Here is a 21,313-nt window from a genome sequence, read left to right as displayed (position 1 = left end):
CAGCACATGCTTTTACATGACAACTTCAAAAGCATACATAAATTTAAAACATAATTTTGTTTTTAGATTGGGTGAAACAATAAGGAGTCTGCAAGGACATGTATTGTTGGGGTTAACCCGAACCAACACATCCTTATAGGAAGTGTAAACCATTTTTTTACATTGCTTGCAATGGTAGTAGTTGAAGAAGATGACAAAAAATAAAAGGAGCCTGAACAGGCCCCTCGTAACCAAAACTAACTGCTTATGAGAAAAATTTATCTTAGTTTTTTTGTTTTAAATATCAATTAGCTTAACCTTTTACTAAAGGTTTTTCTTGTAAAGCCTTATCCAAATATTTTTTAAGGTCTTCTTTTGCTTCAGGTCTTGGGCAACGAACTTCTATCCATTTACCATCTTTGCTTATCAGTAAAAATCTTGGAATGGCATTGATCTCATATTTTTTTCCAAAATATTTTCCCATGTCATCAAATAATTGCAAAGGCGGCAAATTTTCTTTCTTTATCGTGTTGAGCCATTTCTGACGATCCCTCTCCCTATCAATGGTTATACCCAGGAAAACAATATCACTGTTGTTCTTATATTCTTCTTCAACTTCTTTAAGAAAGGGAAATTGTTCCCTGCAAGGTCCGCACCATGTTGCCCACACATCTATAAATACTACTTTGCCTTTAAAGTCTTTCATGGAGATCATACGACCAGTAGAATCCGGCAGCGTAAAATTGTATGCGGATTTGCCAACATACGCTGTATCGCTGCTGAATTGATCGTAGATCTTTAGGTATTCCCTTTTTACAGAAGCAGGTTTCGTGTATTTTTTATAGGGCTCCAATATGGATCTGAATTCGGTCAGGTTATTAATTGCTATTTCTGACATCTGGTCTTTTAGGAAATAAGATTTTAATGTGTCATTCGAAATTGTATTGATCATCAGCCCGAGCTTTTCATTCTCAGTTAATTGCTTTTTCTTATCTTCCGGTAAAGAAGCAATAACAAGTTTAGTATACAGGTTCATGTAACGTCTTGCTTCACCAATATTTAATAGTGACGCATCACTGAATTTATTTGTTTGTATGAAACTCTGGTAAAAAGCAGGAACATCATTAAAATTCTTCGGTGTACCCCCAAAGCCCTTTGCATTCTTTACTGTGCTATTAAATAAAAATAAAATTGGTGCGAATTCTTTATCAACACCCATTGCCGTTCTGAAAATCTTGCTGAATCTTGAACCAATATGATTGATATTGTTTCTGAAATTGACAATTGATGGTTCCAGGCTTTCATAGGTTTTCTGATAGGCATTAAGATCAAAAGAATCTCTTTGTACCATTATTGAATTATAGCCATAGCTTGTAATTGGAGAGATCAATTGCTGCCATTCTTGCATCAATTGATTTTCTTCAGAACCATTAACGACCTCGTAGGACCCTGACATACCATTAATTGCCAGTTCAAGGTTGTCTGCAGGTTTCAGATAGATACGTATTCTCCAGCGTGGAGAAATGAGATAATAAAAACCTTCCTCTTTTACCAGGCAAGGCAACAAAAAAGGCTTTTCATTACGATTGCTAAAACTATTTATTGTTTCGTAACTGCCATCAACAACTCTCTGCATAGTAATACTTACTCCAACTTTCCAATTAACGAATTTTCCGCTTACAAATGCAATAGAAGATTTTCCTGTATCTGGCTTAAATTCAAATCCTGTTTTTTTCTCAGCATTTAATTTTGACAGGGTAACTTTTAATGAATAGTTCTGTCCTGGTTTAAGTGTTAATGGAAGCGTATAATATTTGTCTGCCTCCAACCTCATGTGCCCCTGTTTTAAAGTTTTTACCTGGAAACTATAATTGATGGTCGTATCAGCGGAAAAAGCAAAAACAAAATCAGGGTTGCTTGGGTTGATCGTGTAGTCACCTAATTTTTCAATTTTCCCGTTTACTGTTTTAATAAGTTGCAGTTCGGCATTTATTTTTTCAGTAAATGTGCCGGTTAAGATCACTTGATCTTGTTGTGCCATAGCAGCATTAAAAACTACCAGGCTGGCAATACCTGCAAAAATATTTTTTATACGAATTTTCATTTTTCGCTATTGGATTGAAGTGTTTGTTCAATTAATAATTTGAATTCCGGATCAGAAGGACGCGGTGCATCCACCGTTACAATTTTTCCTTCTTTATCAAAGATCATAAAGCGGGGAATGCCTTCGACCTTATAATATTTGCCGATAGATTCATCGTAATTGGCAAGCAATTCAATGTTTTTCCATCCTTTCTTTTCAACAAAATTTTTCCAAACCTCTTTTTTCGCTTGTCCATCATGTGATACCCCAATGAATATAATATCATCCCTATCTTTAAACGCCTCTTCTACTTTTTTGAACAAAGGTTTTTCTGCAAGACAGGGAGCACACCACATCGCCCATATATCCATCACAACAACTTTTCCTTTAAAATCGGATAATGAAAAGGTTTGATCTTTTGTATCCTTCAGTGAAAAATTATAGGCTGGAGCACCTTTTGCATACACTGTCAGCTCATCAACTTTCTTTTGGTAAGCTTGTTTTAAATCAGTTGTCGTAAATAGTTTTTTAAAAGGTTCTATATCGATCTTGAATTGTTCGTAATTGGTAATTTGCTTCATACGGTCTAAAGCATATACTGCACGAACCGTATCGTTGCATATCATCTTCATCTTTTCAACAAATGAAGTTGCCAGCATTTGTTCCTGCGTTCCGTATTTCTGGAATAGCTGGTAACCGAGGTTGTATTTTAACAAAGCCAATCCGTTCTCTGATTGTAACAGACCTGTATTGCAAATTTTTTGTTTTGCTATCGGCTGATAAAACTGACTACGTTTAGAATTGCTGTCAAGACCAGAATTCATCCTTTCTCCGTAATGGAAGAAGGCTGCTGCTCTTGCATATTGAAGATCCGCATCTAGTTTTAATGTAAATACCTTTTTGAAAAAGCTATTGTTCGATGGAGTTTTTCTTTTTAGTTCCGCTGCCTGTTCTGCAAGTTTGTTGTATGCAATAATATACTCATCCTTCTTAGTTCTATTCATACCCAGCTTAACAACCCCATTAAACAAATTAGCCCATGTTTGCAGGATAACAGTTTCATGATTTGGACTTTGAACTTTGCAACTATCGAAATCAAGTCCCAATTTGCTGGCATAGATATCAACTGATTTGTTATCACCTGGCTTCAGGTAGATCACATAATTAAATGCCGGCATGTGGCCACCAGCTCTTTGGATAAAATACACACCTTCTTTTTCCATGGAGAATGAAAACATACAAGTGTCCATTTCACTTGGGATTCTGAAGCTAAGTTTTACAGCTTCGCCATTTTCTATTTTGTAAAGGGCAACAGCACTGCCTGTATTGTTATGCACTTTAAAAGTAACCGTTGTTTCAGGACCATTGCCACCATAAACATGTACCGTTACCAGGAACAATAAAACAGTGGTTATTATTTTCAGAGCTTTTTGAAACATACAAATGATTATTTAAGCTTGTTTTTGATTTGCTCTGCGATATAGTTGAGATGATCTTTTGAGTCTTTATCAGTAATTGTAGGGATCGCAGCTAAAATTTCTTCACGCAATTTCTTAAGGTGCAGTGCAAGGAAAGAGCCAGTATCAGTACTAATAGTAACAGGCAGGGCTTCTGCTGCTGCAGGCCCACCAAATAACAAACCAAGGTAATGATCACCTACTTCTGCTTCTTTGATCGAAGCCAATACATTCGATACATAATTCTTCTGTAATCCACGACGGTATATGTCAATTGGTTTTTTATTTTTAAGCTCGGTCCACACACCCGCTTTTACATCGTCCATAAATTCAATGATGGAATATGTATTACCCTTGCCATACCGGTTCTCCTCCAGCAGCAATGTATTGAATACCCTGTCGCTGAGTAAAAGATCAAGTACCCTTGCCTGGCTATTTGCCACTGAACCTATCCTTACAGGATTGCTGATCTTATTCAGCATTTCATTATCGAGTAACCAATCAGGAGTGGTAAAAACTTCTTTATTTAAAAAGGCAACGGCTTCTTTTGATTTTTCTTTTGGTGAATTTACATACACATCACCGGGCTGTTCTACTGTTTTCCATGTTTCATATACACTGGCAACATTGGCAGTTACGTGCATGCAATAACGCAGGTACTGTGTTGCCACCTGGCGATACATATTCCCTAAACCAGTATAGCTGTTGTCATTACTATCCTTAGTCCACTCAGGCAGATGCGCCATTACATATTTCAGGTTCTTAATGCCGTACTCACTTGCCTTCATGCTGTTGTCGCCTACATCTTCTGATTGGCAACGAGCATCATTGTTAAGGCCTTCGCCACCGAACCATAAACGTGGGTTTGCTTTTAAACTGTCAACGATCCATTTAGTTACCACTTTGCGATCTTCTTCATCATCTGATATTCCAGTATATGTGTAACCCCATTTGATAGCCCATTTATCATAATCATTAATGCGTGGCATAATGCCGGCCTGGCCAATACTGTCTTCTGGTTGTGCTACATAGTTAAAACGTGCATAGTCCATGATCGAATTAGTATGTCCATGTTCTTCCACCCATTTTTTATTACGAAGGTTTTCAACAGGTGTAAGACTGCTGCTACCCATGTTATGACGCAGACCTAATGTATGCCCTACTTCATGTGATGAAACAAAACGGATCAATGTTCCCATCAACTCATCACTGAATTTCATAGTACGGGCACGGGGATCGTTTGGTGCAGCCTGTACCATATACCAATCGTGTAACAAGGTCATTACATTATGATACCAACCTACATAACTCTGCAACACTTCACCACTTCTTGGATCATGTATATTCGGACCATAAGCGTTTGCAACTTCTGATGGGAAGTAACGGATCACTTTATACCGTGCATCTTCCAGGCTCATTGTTGTATCATCCTCCGGCCATTCTTTTCCTATGATAGCGTTTTTAAAACCGGCAGCTTTAAATGCTTCATTCCAATCGTTGATACCAGCAATGATATAAGGACGCCATTGCTTGGGGGTAGCAGGATCAATATAATAAACGATCGGTACTTTAGGTTCTACCAATTCACCACGTTTGTAACGTTCCATATCTTCCGGCTTTGGTTCAAGACGGTAACGAACAATAAAAATTTTTGTATCTACTTTTTGTTGTGCATCGGCATATTCCTGGTATGCATCAGCAAAATAACCAACCCGTGCATCAAACCGTCTTGGTGTCATTGGCTTTTCAGGCATCAGCATAATGGAAGTAGAAATTTCCATGGTAATAGCACCACTCAACTTCGCCGCTTCGAGAGGAGCAACTGCAGGGCGACCAGGTATTGCCGGAGGAGTTGTTGCACTATAAGTACGCATCATTTTTATTTCTATATTAATAGGATAAGCTGCAAAACTTTTCAACGAACTTCTGTCGGCTGCCATCGATCCTACGGACATTCTACTCTTAACTTCGGCATTCAACATCGTAAATGAATTTTCTTTTTGCAGAAAATCTGTTGCATCAATTAATGATGTGCCTGTATTGCCACGAGCCTTTATGTCAAACAACATTGCCACAGAATTTACATTGGCATTTTTTACGGCTGTTGAAATAACATTGGTAGTATCAACCTGGTTAATAGTAGCCGTAACATTCAAAGCAATTTTACTCCCACCATTCCATTTTGTAAAACTGATGGTCCTGTTATTCATTATTTCTCCACCAAACTTTGGACTTCCGCCAGGCACTTTTACCAGCCATGTGGTTAAGAGTAATTCTCTTCCCAATAATGAATCGGGAATTTCGAAATAATATTTTTCACCTACCTGGTGAATGGAAAACATTCCTTTTTTGCTGATCGCTTTTGCGGTAACAAAATCACTGATCGTTTTAGGTGTGCTTTTAACCGAATCAGCTTTTGGTTTTTCAACCGGTTTTTTATCCTGCGCCGAAGCAGCATTAAAAAAGCCCGATAATAATATGATGAGAATAATACGTGTCATTTAGTTTCAATTTATCTGGTAGAAAATTGTGTTGTCGTACCGTTTAGTTTTTTGGATAGAGGAATTTGTTGATCTTATTGTATACATATTCTAAATGCGCCAAGGTCATTGTGTCTTTGCAAGCAGGAATAGCCGCCTTACATTGCTTCATTATTTTATCTAACTGTACACGCAGCACTACCGGTATATCTGTTGTTGAAAGATCTGGCGATGTAGATCCCGCTTTGGGTGGCTCGGCTGATTCACTTACAACCCTAAAAATGTTAACGAGCTCTGCTTTTTGAACAAACCTTCTGTATGGATCAATTACAACAGGTGTTGATGTTTTTAATTCGCTCCATAAACCATTATTCAGGTCAGTAAGCATTTCATCAACTGTGTACGTCTTCTCTTTGCCAAAACGCATGGTCTCGATCGTCATTTTGTAAAGAACAGAAGCTTTCAATACCTGGTAAATTGCATCGTCCTGGAATCTCTGAATTTTTTCTTTACTGGCAGGCTTAGCAAATTTATTCAGCAGGTTTTTATCATAAAGCCAGGTTGGTGTTTGAAATACTTCTTTATGCAAAAATGCCATTGCCCTTTTTTGTACATCCTTAGGCACAAGTGTATAAACATCTCCTTTCTGGTCAATACTTTTCAGGTTTTCATTTGTACCGCCTATTTGTGTGTATGCATGACGGGTAAGTATCTGGTACCAGTCAACTACATTTCCATACATGGCGTTAGCGTTATCATACATATCCATATCTTCTTTTGTCCATTCAAGCAAATTGGCTGTAACAATTTTCAGGTTTTTGATACCGTACTCAGCCGCTTTTACAGGATCATTGCTCAGGTCTTCTGTTTGACCTGATGGATCACTGGGATCATTCAGATTCAAATCAATTTCAGGACTGAATTTTAATGCGGGGCTGGCAGCAAATGCATCAACAGTCCATTTCTGTACTAACTTTTTATCGTCTTCAAAATTATTTTTACCAGTGTAGGAGTAGCCATATTTAATAGCCCATTTATCATACTCACCTATTTTCGGCAAAAGGTCTTTTGGAGAAATATGATCTTCAGGTTGTGCTACATAATTGTAATGAATATTGTCCATGATGGAAGCAGAAAAACCATTTGCCTCTAACCATTTTTTATCTCTTAATTTTTCTACAGGATAAGCGCTGCTTCCTGCCATATTATTACGCAGGCCTAATGTGTGTCCCACTTCACGGGCAACTGCTGCCCTGATCAATGAACCCATCAACTCAGTGCTGAACTTTGTTGTTCTTGCACGACTATCAACTGCAGCCGCCTGTACAAAATACCATTCGTATAATGATTGTAGTTTACTATGCGACCAACCTATATAAGTTTGTAAAATTTCACCGCTTCTTGGATCGTACACTCTTGGACCATAAGAAAATGATTGCTCGGTCGGGAAATAGCGTACTATTTTGCAACGCACATCTTCCATACACATGCTGCTGTCATTCTCAGGCCACTCTTTACCAATGATAGCATTTTTAAAACCTGCGGCTTTAAATGCTTCATTCCAATCATTGATGCCGGCAATAATATATTGTCTCCATTGTTTCGGTGTAGCAGGATCAACATAAAACACTAATGGCTCTTTTGGTTCAACCAATTCACCTTTCAGGTAACGTTGTATATCTTCCTGTTTAGGTTCCATACGATGACGCACAATAAAATTCTTGTCTTCTACTTTTTGTTGCGCATCAGAAAATATCTTGTAGTTCTCGCTATAATAACCTACACGGGGATCCGAATGTCTTGATTGCATTGGTACAGCAGGTAATAACATGATGGAAGTGCTTAACTCAAATGTTACTCCAACGTTAGCTGAAGTAGAAGCAGGTGCAGCTTCTCCAGGCGCAGCCCCGGCTGCTGGTGAAGCAGCACCCATGCCAAAGGTCTTCATAGTTTTGATCTCGATGTTTTGTTCATAAGGATTAACAGACATGATAAATGATCTGTCTGCCGCTACAGCTCCCAACGACATGCTCTTTTTTGCATTAGCGTCAAAACCCGTGATCGAATTATCTTTTGCAATAAAATCAGTGACTTCAATAACAGAACTCTTATTATCTTTCTTTGCTTTAATATCAAATATCATTGCGATCGGGTCAATGGTAGAGTTGCGTACAGCTTTTGCAATTGCGTTTGTTGAGTCGGCTACTGCAACGTTTGTGATCACCCGTACATACAACTTATCTTCTCCCGCTTTTTCAAACGAAACAATAATGCTGTTTACAATTTCGCCACCAAAGCGAGGACTGCCTGTTGGCACTTTTACCAAACGAGTGGTAAAAAGAACTTCTCTTTTCAAAAGAGAATCGGGGATCTCAAAATAATATTTGTCATCTATCTTATGAACAGAAAACAAACCCGGTTTGGTTACAGCCTGGGCGGTAATTACATCTTTATACGGCCTTAGTTTAGCCGGAGCAGGAGCCTTACTTGCGGTATCCTGGCCGAAAGCGAAATTTGTTATCACAGTCATCGAGAGAGCAAACAAAACATTGAACAACTTCATAAATATGATTTTTAGCGGTCTTTTAAAGTTTACGGATTAAAACTACTATGGTATAGCCCGGATTTTCAGTCTATAGTACCAACGGGTAAAAGCATTTGACGAATTTCTCTGTGGAAATGACCATTTCGGGGCTGGTTTAAGGATTGCTTCGTCTCGCCCAAGGCGAGATTCACAGGGGCGGGAAGGGAATAAAAAAGCCCGCCAGGTTCAACCCCGGCAGGCTAATAATTGAGAACGGACTTTCAAATTTTTATCAGAACCCTAACCCTTTTTAAATGCTATATCAACTATTTTATCAAACCTGGAATACACACAATCCTTTTTAGTTTCAGAAACAAAATTACTATGCTATACGCCGGATTTTCGGTCTATCGTACCAACTGCTAAAAGCAGTTGACGGAATTTTTCCGGCAACTGTACATTTCTGGCTCCGTCTAAGGAAGTGTGAATAAAAGCATAAAAAAAACCTGCCAGGTTCTTTACCGACAGGTTAATAATTGAGAACAGACTTTCAAATTTTTATCAGAACCCTAACCCTTTTTTAAATGCGATATCAACTATTTTGTCAAAACCGGTGTACACATTCGCAGGTATAGTATTTATTTCGCCAATTGCAGTAAGATTAAAGAAATAAACTTTATGACCAGCACCGCTTGTTGTTTCATCTGTAGCAACTACCAATACCCTGCTTTCTGTAGAAGGAATAGATACAGCATTGTATCCCGATTTGAAAACCTTCATGGTTTTAATAACTGTTCCTGCAGGAAAACTGTATCCCAAATGCGATGTAGTTGTAGCGGGCAAGGTGCCGGTGTAACTTGGATTACAAACATAAATGCTATTGGTACTGTTGCCGGGTACATAATAAAACACATTGCTTACCGAAGCCGTTGAAAAAGCTGGCACAGCAAAAATTGAAGCGGTATTAATGCCAGTAACGTTGATAGTAGCATCCTTCAAAAAATACCTGCCTGTTATAGCGTTATTTGTAATGCCTGTTGATCCGGAAGTGAACTGGTATAGAAATGTTGAATCATTGGCAGAATTCCGGAAAATGCAATAATAACCCGGGGCTGCAATAGCTCCGTCCAACAACTGTGCATTTTCGCTGTATATCAAATTACGTCCAATATTATTCAGATCAAATCCCTTACCTGTTACCGTTAGATTAGTAGCGCCGCCTGTTCCTGAATAAGCCGGCCAGTGCTGGTTAGCTATGTCGGGTAGATTCGTTGGGATCAGCGTGTTACCAGCCATATTAATATGCAAAAAACAGCGGTTAACCTTGTCGTAGAAAGTACAATAAGAGCTGTTTGAGTTGAACATAAAATAGGGGCTTAGTGAAGGCCACGTACCGATCAGCGGTGCGCCAAAAACTATTGGTGGCGTTTTTATGGTATTTGTATTTACAATTTGGTATTGCAATTGTCCATTGTTGAGCATAACCTCATATTGGCCATTAACCGGGGCTGCCCCTGTCGACTCAAAATTTACTACTGAAGGAAGATTTACGAACCATCCATTTGAATTACTGGAATCAAGGAAATCCGTTGACCTCACCTGCAATCCACCATTGGGATAAAAGAATGAAACCTTTTGAATACGCAATGTATTCAGGTAATTAAATACATTCATTTTATAAGTACCGGTGGGAAGTTTATGACCATTTGCCAACGAATAAACATTGGAATAAATATTTCCCCGTACAACGCCGTCACGTGTTGTAATAACAGAAATATCGCAGCCCTGTGCAGCCTGGTCCTGCAAAACAACCCATCCTTCACCACCCCATGGAGATGTATCAACATTCAACGAATAAAATTTATAAAAAGAAACACCAGTTGTTTTGTCGGTTACTTTTATTACAAGCTTATAAAGATTTGGTGAAAGAAGGATCTTTGTTCTTAACTGCGCTGTATTACCAACAACATATTGAGCAGGATTGCCAATAGTGCTGGCACTCTGAATGATCATCCACTCGTATGCCAGGTCATTTGAAGGCTTTGTTTGAGAAATAAGAATATTTACTTTCAAACTGTCGTTCTGTTTTACTACAAGGGAATCATTGTTTATCACAACAGCCGGATCCACATTGGCCATATCAGTAGTAATGGTAATAACGTTGGCATCGGTATAATCATAATTACCTTTGTCCTTTGAACAGGAGTATAACGCTAAAACGATCAGCGCCGGTAACATTATATAGCTAAAAACTTTTTTCATTGTATGTTTATTGAGCTTTTTTAGTTTAATCAATAATTAGCTTTTCCTACCAGGATCACACTGTCTCTGTAATCAGGATCTCTTAAGGTTGCCCCAATGCCACGTGGTATTGAAAAATTTCCCGGGTATCTGGTTCTGAGATAATTTTTTACGAGTTGCAGGTATTGAGTATAGACAACAGGTGGTCCAAATCTGGTGTAAGGAAACTCACTGATCGTTGTATCACTTACCGGATCATATAATGCATCCAATATTACTTTATATTTTGTCTTTGTCCAGGTTCCGAAGTTGTCGCTATAGCCTGCCCATTGTTGGCCAGTAAAATCTCCCCAGGTAGGTGGTTTTTGAAGGTAACCCACCTTTATTTTCAATGCGGTCTTTGCAGAAATACCTGAAACAAAATTTTCATTAGCCTTCAATTGAAATTTGAAATTGAACGAAAGGCTATCCATGTCGCCGGTTCTGTAGATCACAACAGGTAATGTAGTTGAAACTTTACCTGCAGGCAGTGTATAAGGTTGCAATAATTTGTAATGAACACCCTCAATGCCATTAAGATCAGTCCCTGAAAGTTTTTCAATACTTATCGTTCTGTCTGTGCCTGAAGCATTCCCCAATACAGTTACAGGGATCTTGAGCGTATCTATAAGCCGGTTGGGATATTTAGCAAATGTATACGTCATGCTATCGGCAGGAGTACTAAAATAGATGCCATCAGGTTCCGCAAAAAGCGTTGGCACATCTTCCTTACATCCCGGAAGTATGGCAGCGAATAAGATCAAATAAAAAATTCCCTTTTTCATTTTATGATTTTAAACTGAGTTTAATTAGTGATTATATTCTTTTTCTTTTTCAGGTATAGGGAATACATACGCATCCGCAGGTATTGCAGCAGGAGTTCCCGTTACAAGTTTCAGATCTTTATTCAGTCTTTTATAATAAAAAAATGTTTGGCCTTCCTGTATGAATTCTTTTTGATACTCTCTCATTATTTCCGTTGACAAACTGTCTGTGTTCGTGATACCCGCTGCATTCAATGCACCCAGGCCACGGGCCGCTCTTACCTTGTTGAGTAATGCAGCACCTGAACTGATATCATTTTTTTTGTTTGAACACTCTGCGGCGATATAATACATTTCAGAAGCACGGATCACTGGCACATTGCCCTGCAGTTCAAATGGCAGGTTATTATCCTGGAAAAATTTTGAGGGGACATTTAAGGCTGCCTGGTTATTGTCAAACCAAGAGATATAACGGTAATCGCTTGCATTACCGCTACCTGTTGTATAAACTGTGTTCTTACCTGCGGGCAGCAACCGAAGCGGTACAGTACCTGTATAAAGAGCAGAGTTATAATCTTTGATCTTGGTTGAATAAACAGAAAACAAATGCTCCTGGGAAAAAGTTCTGTCACGAATGATATTGGTTGCAGCAGCAACATTGGATGTGATCAGCGGAAATTTATTACTGCCAATTACAGCTTTTGAATAGAGGTCTGCATTTTCAAGATCTCCTTTATATAAATACACACGGGCCAGCAAAGCCTGCACAGCCCAATAGTTCAAATGATTTTGAGTATAAGAAGTAAATGGATCATCCACTCCTTTTAATACTGAAGAAGTATCAGTAGCAGCGAGTAATTCTTTTGCAGCAAGGAGATCAACTATACAGGAATCAAGACCTGCCTGGAGTGTTACAAAGGAAGTTGGTTTTATAGTGAATTGTGTAACATAAGGGATCGCTTTATCTGCAGAACCTGTTAATGGTGATTTGCCAAACATTCTCAGCAGATCAAAATGAAACAATCCTCTTAAAGCGATCGCTTCTCCTTTAACCCGGTTATAATTATCACGATGGAATACTTCACTTTTACTCTCGATCTGAATTAAGATATTATTCAGGTTGGCAATATTATTATACAAGCCACCCCAGATAGCATCAATTTCCTTTCTCACCTCCCCGTCTAAATAAAAATAATAAACCACATTATTATAGAAAGCGCCGCCAGTTCCGGCATTTGCTACGGTAGCATTATCATAATTATAAGCCATTGTCGATAGCATACCCATGGATAGATCAGTAGTGTATAACCCATAAGTGCTACGGTTCTTATCCATTCCAAGATAAACACCGATCAAAGCATCTTTAAAACCCTGTTCATCTTTAAAAAGAGTTGATTGAGGCACCTGGTCTATCGGTGGTACATCCAGGAATTTTTTGCATCCCGGGGCAAACAACATGATCACTGCTATCAAAGCGATCAGTGTAAGTTTTGGAAAGCATTTCCCGGATATTTCCAACAGTTTATTATTCATAAATAATTTTTTTAAAAAGTAGTTGATAAACCGAAATTGTATTTCCATGCAAACGGGTATCCTGTTCCTCTTTCTGTTTTTATGGTGGCAAAACGAAATAGATCGTTAAACGTGACAAAAAATCTGGGAGTTGATATGTGCATTTTCTTTACCCAGGCCAAGTTTGATGGAAAAGTATAGCCAGCTGTAATGCTCGATGCTTCGAGATAATTATTATCCTGCACAAAACGGGAAGTGACATTCGTCTGTTGTGAGCTACCTGAAATGCCATCCTTCACAAGTGATTTAAATGATACAATATCACCAGGTTGCTTCCATCTTTCAGTCAATACTCTTTCATCAGCATTTGAGACAAGCAGGTTTACATTTTCAATTTTATCTACCAGCGTTTGATTATACATCTGGCCGCCAAACTCGAAACTTAAATTAAAATTGAATGTAAAGCCCTTATAATTGAAACTGGAACCGATCATTCCTTTCAGTTTGCTGAAGGCATCACCGACAGGTTTTTTATCATTTGGATCCCAGGTAAATGTTTTACTGCCATCCAATTTTACAAATACTTCTTTTCCTGTTGCCGGATCAATACCCAATGAAGGCACTGCCCATATTTGGGTCATGGATTGTCCAACTACATACCGTGGCAATGGTGAAGTTTGCTTTATGGTAGGGTCATTGGTGGTATTGTTGACTTTATTCAAAGCATCAATTGCCGGTGAAAGTTTGGTGATCACATTTTCGTAATGACTAACATTGAACGACAGTGACCAGAAAATATTCTTTTCCCTGTTTTGTATGATAGGGGAAGTGATGGAGAATTCATAACCGGTGTTTTTAACCGAACCAAGATTATCCTGGTAATTTACAAAACCTGTTGACGGCGCTACATCAAGTGGTAAAATAAGATTATCCGTACTCTCAGTCAAGTATTCAAATCCAATACTTATTTTTCCTTTGAACAATCCTCCTTCAAAACCCAAATTATTCTTTAGTGTTTGTTGCCATTTCAGGTTTGGATTAGCATAGGCCTGAACTGCTGCCCCAAGTTGAAGCCGGTAATTGTTAAAGAGATTATACTGGAAGATCGGCTGCGACATGTGTGCAGCAAAATTCTGGTTACCGGTAATCCCTGTCGAAAACCTTATTTTCAAATTCTGGATGATGTCATTTTTTTTGAAAAATTTCTCTTTGTCTACATTCCATGCAACACCACCTGACCAAAAAGGTGCTAATCTATTATTGGATCCGAATTGGGAAGAGCCACTTGCATTCGCAGTGATCTCCGCAGTATAGCGACCAGCATAATTGTAACTAACGCTGGCATAAGAAGAAAGACTTCGGGTAACATTGTTAGTTGACACAGGTTTAGTACTAGTGCCATAACCATACGCCATTCCTAACTGGTTAAGGTAATCGTTTGGCATACCTGAAACCTGTAGAGTGGTGGAATTGCTTTCCGTAGCTTGTCCCGAAACACCGAATGCAGACATGATGGTGTGGACTCCAAATTTCTTATTGTAACTAAACCCTAATTTACCATCGATCACAGTATTTTTTCCCTTGCTTTGTGTGTATGACCCCAGGTCGGTAAATCCGGCAGATATAGCATTTACAAACATGGTATGATCAGCAGGAAAAAATGCTTCAGAACCCGGCAGGTTATTTCCAAAACTGATAGCAGCCTGCATCCGCATTTCTTTGCTTATTGTCCATTCAAAGTTGGTGTTATTGGTAATTCCCATGGAATAACCATAGTTGTTCATATCCAATCCTGCATTATACGCGGCATTTGTAAAAATGCCTCCCGGTGGTGCCACGGGAATTCCCAAAGTTGTACTAGTGGGTTCAAATATTTTTATTGTGTTTCCAGCAGAATCGGTTGGTTTGAAAAAAGGAAACTGGCTCGCATATGAACTATAACTTCCCCATGGAGTAGCGTTTCCTTTGACATAACTAATACTGGTATTATTCGAAAAGCGTAAACTCTTGTTTATATAGCTAAGGTTATAAATTAATCCGAACCTATCCCGTCCGGAACCTTTCATTACGCCAACTCCATTACCATAACTAAGCGAAAGAGCATAACGGACCGATCTTGCGCCACCGCTGATATTGAGACTGTGATTAGTGCTAACTCCTGTACGTACCGGTTGTGAAAGCCAGTATGTATTCACACCACTCTCTGCCTGGTATTTGCGGTAATCATACCATTGCTTTAAAGCAATATCATTATAATGATTATTTACATCGGTATAAACTCCTGCAAGGCGCTGTGCTTCCAGCAACCCTTTTGCATCCAGCAAGTGATAGGAAGTAAGATCGGCAACTTCCACTCCCACATTGATCGCATAAGAGATCTGTGTGCGGCCTGCAACAGGTTGCTTGGTTTCCACTACTATTACACCATTTGCTGCTTTGGAGCCATAGGCAGTAGTAGCCGCCGCATCTTTTAAAACTGTAATGCTTGCGATCCTGTTTATATCCATATCATAAATAGTCTGCAACGTAGATTGGAAACCATCAAGAATAATAAGTGGTTGATTAGGATTCAGTAAATAAGTTGACATGATATCTCCATTGGAGACAATTGAGGCACCTGCATTAGCGCCACCTTGTGTAGATATGGGTAAATTATTCTGTCCTCTTATTTGAATAATTGGTAATTGGTTGGGATCGCTACCCAATGCATTGTTTTGTTCAATGCGGACAGCAGGGTCTATGACTGCTAATGCCTGCAATACATTCGAAGGATTCACAGATTTTAATTGTTCGCCTGTATAAGTTTTGGCGGCACCTGTAAAATTTCCTGCGGGTCTTTTATATAAACCGTTATTAACAACCACTTCAGCGAGCACCCCACTTGAAGAAGTCATTTTTATTGTTACATCAGCCTGGCCGGGTTTTAACTTTAATTCTATTCTTGTATGTCCAACATAAGAAACTGACAATACTGCTTCTTCCGGCACATTTTTTAATTCAAATGTTCCGTCATTTTTAGTGGTAATAGAAATTTTTGTCCCTTTGATGATAACGGTGGCACCTGCTAAAACTTCGCCAGCATCATCTTTCACAACACCCTTTACAACCGGAATTGTTTTTTCCTGTCCATAGACAATGCTTGTTGCCATAAAGAACAGGAACAACGTACAGCTTGTCACCATTGAAAAAAATCGATGCTTACCGGGAAATTTATTTTTGAAGTAATTCATAACAATAGTTGTCTTTATTCAGTCGGTTTATTTTTCTAAAACAATTTGTTTCTTATTCTGGTTTTATAAAAACATAAGATGCATCTGCCATAACCGGAACCTTGGTAAAAGGCAACGAAGAGAATGGCAGATCTTTTCTTTTATAGAAATAAAACATTTGTCCTTCACTCAAGAATTCTTTCTGGTATTCCTTTCTTATTTCAATATTGAGACTGTCTCTTTTCAAAGCAGGCAATATATACTTTGGTAAACCGCGATGCACTCTTACTGAATCGAGCAGATCAGTTGCTTTGAGTGAATCAAGTGCAGCCGTAGCACACTCCGCAGCGATATAGTACATTTCTGTAACCCTGATCATCGGAAACACATTGGCATTATTGTTTCCGAACGTATAACACTTTCTTGGCATAATAGTATTGCCAAGAGCTACTGCTGTTGCAGGATCCAAAAAAGCACGGCGGAAGTCACTTGTTGCACCACCACCTGTAACAAACAGTGCTGTCTGGTTTTGAGTGGTAAATCCCAGCGGAGGGGTTGTATTCAACACGGATTTATAATACTCCGTTGATATGTTAAGGCTGATGTACAGTGAGAATAAATGTTCTTTTGTGATCATCCAGTCACTATTAACTGCAGTGATCATCGGGAATTTATTACTGTTGATCACCGATAAAGCATAAGATTGTGCATTTTGAAGATCGCCTTTATAGAGATAGATACGGGCCAATAAACCCTTCACGCCCCAATAAGTTAAACGTGAAGTGGTCATATCCGTTTGGCTAAGTAAAGACTCAGCTATTTTCAGATCAGCTATACATGAATCAATAAATGCACCTGTAGTTAAAACAGGAGAAGCATAAGGACTGATCTTAGATACGTAAGGAATAGCTGGCGCATTTAAACCTGCAGCGGCAGGAGATGGAGCAAACATCCTCAGCAGATCAAAATGCAGAAATCCCCGTAATGCTAAAGCTTCACCTTTAATAGTATTGTAGTTATTGCCTGTAAAAACATTTTGTCTTGTCTCTGCATTTTCAAGAAGGTTGTTCAGGTTGGCGATACTGATATAAAAACTTTCCCAGATATTTTTAAAAGTTGCTTTCACTTCCGCATCCTGGAAATTATACCGTGCACCCTGGTAATATAAATTAGCAATTGCAGGCGATATAGTTGTGTCATAACTTCTGCCGAGCACAGACATTAAGCCAAAGGTCATATCTCTTCCATAGACACTTTTGCCGCCCATCTGCAGATACACTCCGTTCAATGCTTCTTTAAAACCCTGTTCATTTGAGAAAACAGTATTCTCACTAACCTGCAAAGGGGGATCTGTGTCCAGCCACTTTTTACAGCCGGTCAAAGACACGATGATCAGTGCAGCAGCCAGGAAATAAATTTTGAAACCTCTATTATACATATCAATACTTTTAAAATATTAGAAACTTGCTGTAATAGAAAATGAATACATTCGATGAACCGGATAATAAATTCCTTTTTCAGCTTTTATACCTCCTGAACTGAATACATTGTTTGCAACAAAACCAAGCTTTGCATTTTTAGCTTTGATCTTTTCAGTTATGCTTTGCGGTATTGCATAATCCAATGAGATCGCCGAACAGTTTATAAAATCATTGTTTTCAACAAAACGGGTAGTAGCATAAGTTGGCGATGTAGCCATGCCATTTAATGATAATGGCTTGTACAATGCATTATCACCAGGTTGAGTCCAGCGATTATCTGCAGATCTCCTGTCTAAATTATAAGTGAGATCAGCATTCTCCAGCCTGTCTGCCAATGTTTGATTATAAATTTTTGCACCAAACTGGTAATTGAAATAAATGCCAGCTGTGATATTCTTAACAGATACACTTGTTCCGAAAGAACCCAACCAGTCAGGCGACATATCGCCGGCAGAAACTTTATCGGCTGCATCCCATGTGAACGTCTCTGTTCCATTTGCCTTCAGAAATTTTTCTTTGCCTGTAGCCGGATCAATTCCTAATGAATTAACAGCCCAGATATTAGTAAGAGATTTTCCAGTTACATAATGGGGTTGTGGTCTTGTCTGATCAACAGACATTGCATCGTTAGCATTATTAAGTTTATCCAGGTATTCTGAAGTTGCTATAATGCGATCTTCATTATGAATTCCATTCAAACGGATATTCCATACAATGGCTTTTTTTACATTTTTGATTATAGTGTAATTAAGATCAAGTTCGATCCCTTTATTTTCAATTGCACCCAGGTTATCATAATAAGTAAAGTTTATAAAGCCTGTTGATGATGGAGAAACTACGGGTAAAACGATGTCTTTTGTTTTATTCCTGTAAGCATCTATACGAACTGATAACCTGTTCTGTAATAACACAGCATCCATTCCAATATTTTGCTTCTGTGTTTCCGGAGCCTTAATATCTTCATTGGCAAAGCCTGTTAAGAAAGCGCCTAACCCGATACCTCTTGTTCCAAAACCACTACCACCTTGTATATATTGCCTGTCAGTATAATAATTATAATAAGAGTGACCGAGGTATGATTGAAAAAACTGGTTGCCTGCTGTACCAACACTGGCACGAACACGCAATTGATTTAAGATCTTGTTCTCATGGAAAAATCTTTCCTGGTGAAGATTCCAGCTTGCACCGGCAGACCAATGTGAAGCCACCCTGTTATTTTCACCAAACTGAGAAGATGCATCAGCATTCACAGAAGCTTCAAACTGGTAACGGTTATCATAGCTATATGCAAAGTTTCCATAACCCGATACTAAACGTGTTTCAATTATACCAGTTGTTGGCCTTGTGTTGGAATAAGCATTACCAAAAGCAAGATCAGATAGCTTATCAGTAGTAAATCCAACTAATTCAATACCTGTAGATTCACTTCTTGTTTCCAAAGCTGTTACGCCGGTTGATCCATAGAACTGGTGCAACCCTGTTTTTTTAGTGTAATCCAGGTTTAGTGTTCCCTCCATACTTAAAAAATCACTAACGGTTTGATTATACTTTCCCCTATTAAAAAATTGGCTGGGAGTATAACCAGCAAAAGCAGTGTGTGTCGGTGGAAGGAAATAATCCTGTTGATCCGATTGTTTACTAATCCCAAATCTTCCATTCAAACGGAAGCCATGGCCGATTGCCCAGTTGATGTTGGTTAAATTGCTTATCCTTGAATATGCTGTTTCATCTGTTGTTGAAATAGTGCCGTTGTATGCAGGATTATAATAACGCACAGTATTACCCTGGTAAGTATAGTCTTCTAATACCCTGGCCATTTCACCCGTTATTGAATCATAAGGATTCCAGTAAGGATTTTGCCTGGCATATTCACTAAAGCTGCCATAAGTTGAATTGGAAGCGTTTGATCTTTGATAACTGAGATAATTATTTATTACAACATTCTTAAGCCGGGTACTGATAAAGCCACCAAAATTTACATTCTTCCTGTCTGATCCTTTCATCACACCTTTTATATCATTATAGGAAAAATCCATCCCATAATTTATATCATCATCACCACCTTCAAGTGATAAAGAATGTTTGCTGCCAACTCCTGTTCTTGTTGGCATATCAAGCCAATTGGTATTGATCCCTTTGTTTACCTGGTATAAACGATCCTGGTATAAAGAAGGATTGTTAGTATAATATCCAGCGTCGTGTTCCAACTGTAATTTTTCCGGAGCATTCCATAAACTGTAAGAAGAAAGATCAGGAGTAGTAACCTGTACCTGTCCTGAATAAGTAACACTGAAATCACCTTTTTGAGGTGCTTTGGTTTGAATTAATAAAACTCCGGTTCCGCCACGTACACCATATATAGATGTAGCTGCCGCATCTTTTAAAATGGTGATCTTTTCTATCCGGTTGATATCGATATCCAGTGCTGTCTGCAATGCAACCTGCACGCCATTTAATAAAATAACAGGTTGATTTGGATTGGCAATATTGCTGGCAACATAATCACCAACTGAAGGATTGATCTGAGCACCAGTAACTACATTTCCTGATTGGCTTGCAATAGTTGCTGAAGCTGGAAAATTATACGAGCCCCTGATCTTTACAGATGGAGTAACATTAGGATCATCGCCATTAAGATTATCTCTTGTAACAATAAAAGAAGGATCATAATATTTCAATGCTTCTGTGAAATTCAGCGGATTTATTTTCCGCAGATCATTGCCTGAAACGATAGTAGCGGCACCTGAAAAATGTTCAATTGGTCTTTCAAATAATCCGTTTTTATAATTATTAGCTGAGGACCGCATATCTCTTTTTCCGATCCGGATCTGCATATCAGCTTTTACTTTTTTTGATTGAACAATATAACCGCTCTTGCTTACAATGGCCATAGTTCCGGCTGGTATACTGTCAAACTCAATGATCCCTTTATTGTCAGTATAACCACGTTTAAGTCCAACGCTGACGTAAACACTATCCAATACACTTCCGTCCATCAGATCTTTTACGGTGATCTTTACTTTTCCAATTATTTTTTTGGGAATACTGTCTTTTGGAGCCTGCTGGTATCCGCTTTCTGCAAACACTTTAGAAGAAATACTGCTAAAAAATAAAACAGCAGTTAATAAAAGCATTAAACGTTTCATGAAAAAATTTATAGGTTTTGACTTCTTCAATTCGATTTTGGTTTTCGTTAGGGGTTTTCGGAAAAGATATCTTCTTCTTGACTCGGATCAACGTTCAGTCCATTTTTGAATAACTATTAATTCCTCTTTTGTAATTCCTGCTTTGGTAGATCCGGTGCAATTGAAAAATTCCTTTAAGACAAAATTCAGTGCGGTAAGTTAGATGAGTTTGGGAGGTCCGATGCGGACTATTAAACAAAGGTCAGGTTTCAGATGACCAAATTGTTAATTCGACGTATGAATTTTTTGGTGAACCGAGGAGTCAAATTCATCCTTTAAAACCCCCCGAATGTCAGTTAGTCGGAATTGGCGTTCAATAAATTACCAGATTGCAGGCATATTTTTCAAATAATTGTACA

At 38.5% G+C, this 21,313-nt stretch carries 10 protein-coding genes; all 10 read right to left on the bottom strand.

The features are described from left to right. Nucleotides 1–292 precede the first annotated feature (292 nt). The 10 genes from E6H07_18570 to E6H07_18525 all read right to left on the bottom strand — a co-directional run bounded on the left by E6H07_18570 (nt 293) and on the right by E6H07_18525 (nt 20,915). Complete coding sequence (locus tag E6H07_18570) at nt 293–2,083, bottom strand: TlpA family protein disulfide reductase (protein TMI61528.1); 1,791 nt, start codon at nt 2,081–2,083, stop codon at nt 293–295. Then, nucleotides 2,080–3,501 carry a TlpA family protein disulfide reductase gene (locus E6H07_18565; GenBank protein TMI61527.1) on the bottom strand — a complete coding sequence of 474 codons (1,422 nt, stop codon included), beginning with the start codon at nt 3,499–3,501 and terminating at the stop codon, nt 2,080–2,082. Before E6H07_18565 ends, E6H07_18570 begins: the two co-directional genes overlap by 4 nt. Before the next feature lie 8 nt (nt 3,502–3,509). Further along, nucleotides 3,510–6,020 (bottom strand): zinc-dependent metalloprotease, encoded by a 2,511-nt coding sequence (locus E6H07_18560; GenBank protein ID TMI61526.1) that lies wholly within the window; start codon nt 6,018–6,020, stop codon nt 3,510–3,512. Between the two features lie 43 nt (nt 6,021–6,063). Continuing rightward, entirely contained in the window at nt 6,064–8,562 is a 2,499-nt protein-coding gene (locus E6H07_18555; protein ID TMI61525.1) for a zinc-dependent metalloprotease, read from the bottom strand. Between the two features lie 522 nt (nt 8,563–9,084). Then, nucleotides 9,085–10,785, bottom strand: coding sequence for a hypothetical protein (locus E6H07_18550; GenBank protein ID TMI61524.1), 1,701 nt, complete (start codon nt 10,783–10,785; stop codon nt 9,085–9,087). 29 nt (nt 10,786–10,814) lie between these two features. Then, a complete protein-coding gene (locus E6H07_18545; protein TMI61523.1) occupies nt 10,815–11,588 on the bottom strand; it encodes a DUF4843 domain-containing protein in 774 nt (257 codons plus the stop codon). A gap of 24 nt (nt 11,589–11,612) precedes the next feature. Next, a complete protein-coding gene (locus tag E6H07_18540) occupies nt 11,613–13,148 on the bottom strand; it encodes a RagB/SusD family nutrient uptake outer membrane protein (protein ID TMI61522.1) in 1,536 nt (511 codons plus the stop codon). After that, on the bottom strand, nt 13,112–16,309 hold the full coding sequence (locus E6H07_18535) for a SusC/RagA family TonB-linked outer membrane protein (protein ID TMI61521.1): 3,198 nt from the start codon (nt 16,307–16,309) through the stop codon (nt 13,112–13,114). The genes E6H07_18540 and E6H07_18535 overlap by 37 nt, the downstream gene beginning before the upstream one ends. Nucleotides 16,310–16,361: 52 nt before the next feature. Next, nucleotides 16,362–17,726: a RagB/SusD family nutrient uptake outer membrane protein gene (locus E6H07_18530; protein ID TMI61520.1), complete on the bottom strand. Its 1,365-nt coding sequence runs from the start codon at nt 17,724–17,726 to the stop codon at nt 16,362–16,364. Nucleotides 17,727–17,744: 18 nt separating this feature from the next. Further along, nucleotides 17,745–20,915, bottom strand: a complete 3,171-nt coding sequence (locus tag E6H07_18525) for a SusC/RagA family TonB-linked outer membrane protein (protein ID TMI61519.1) — start codon at nt 20,913–20,915, stop codon at nt 17,745–17,747. Nucleotides 20,916–21,313: the final 398 nt, after the last annotated feature.

The organism is Bacteroidota bacterium (assembly GCA_005882315.1).
Lineage (GTDB): Bacteria > Bacteroidota > Bacteroidia > Chitinophagales > Chitinophagaceae > VBAR01.
The sequence above is the reverse complement of the archived record's forward strand: the minus strand, read 5'-3'. Positions and strand labels throughout refer to the sequence as shown.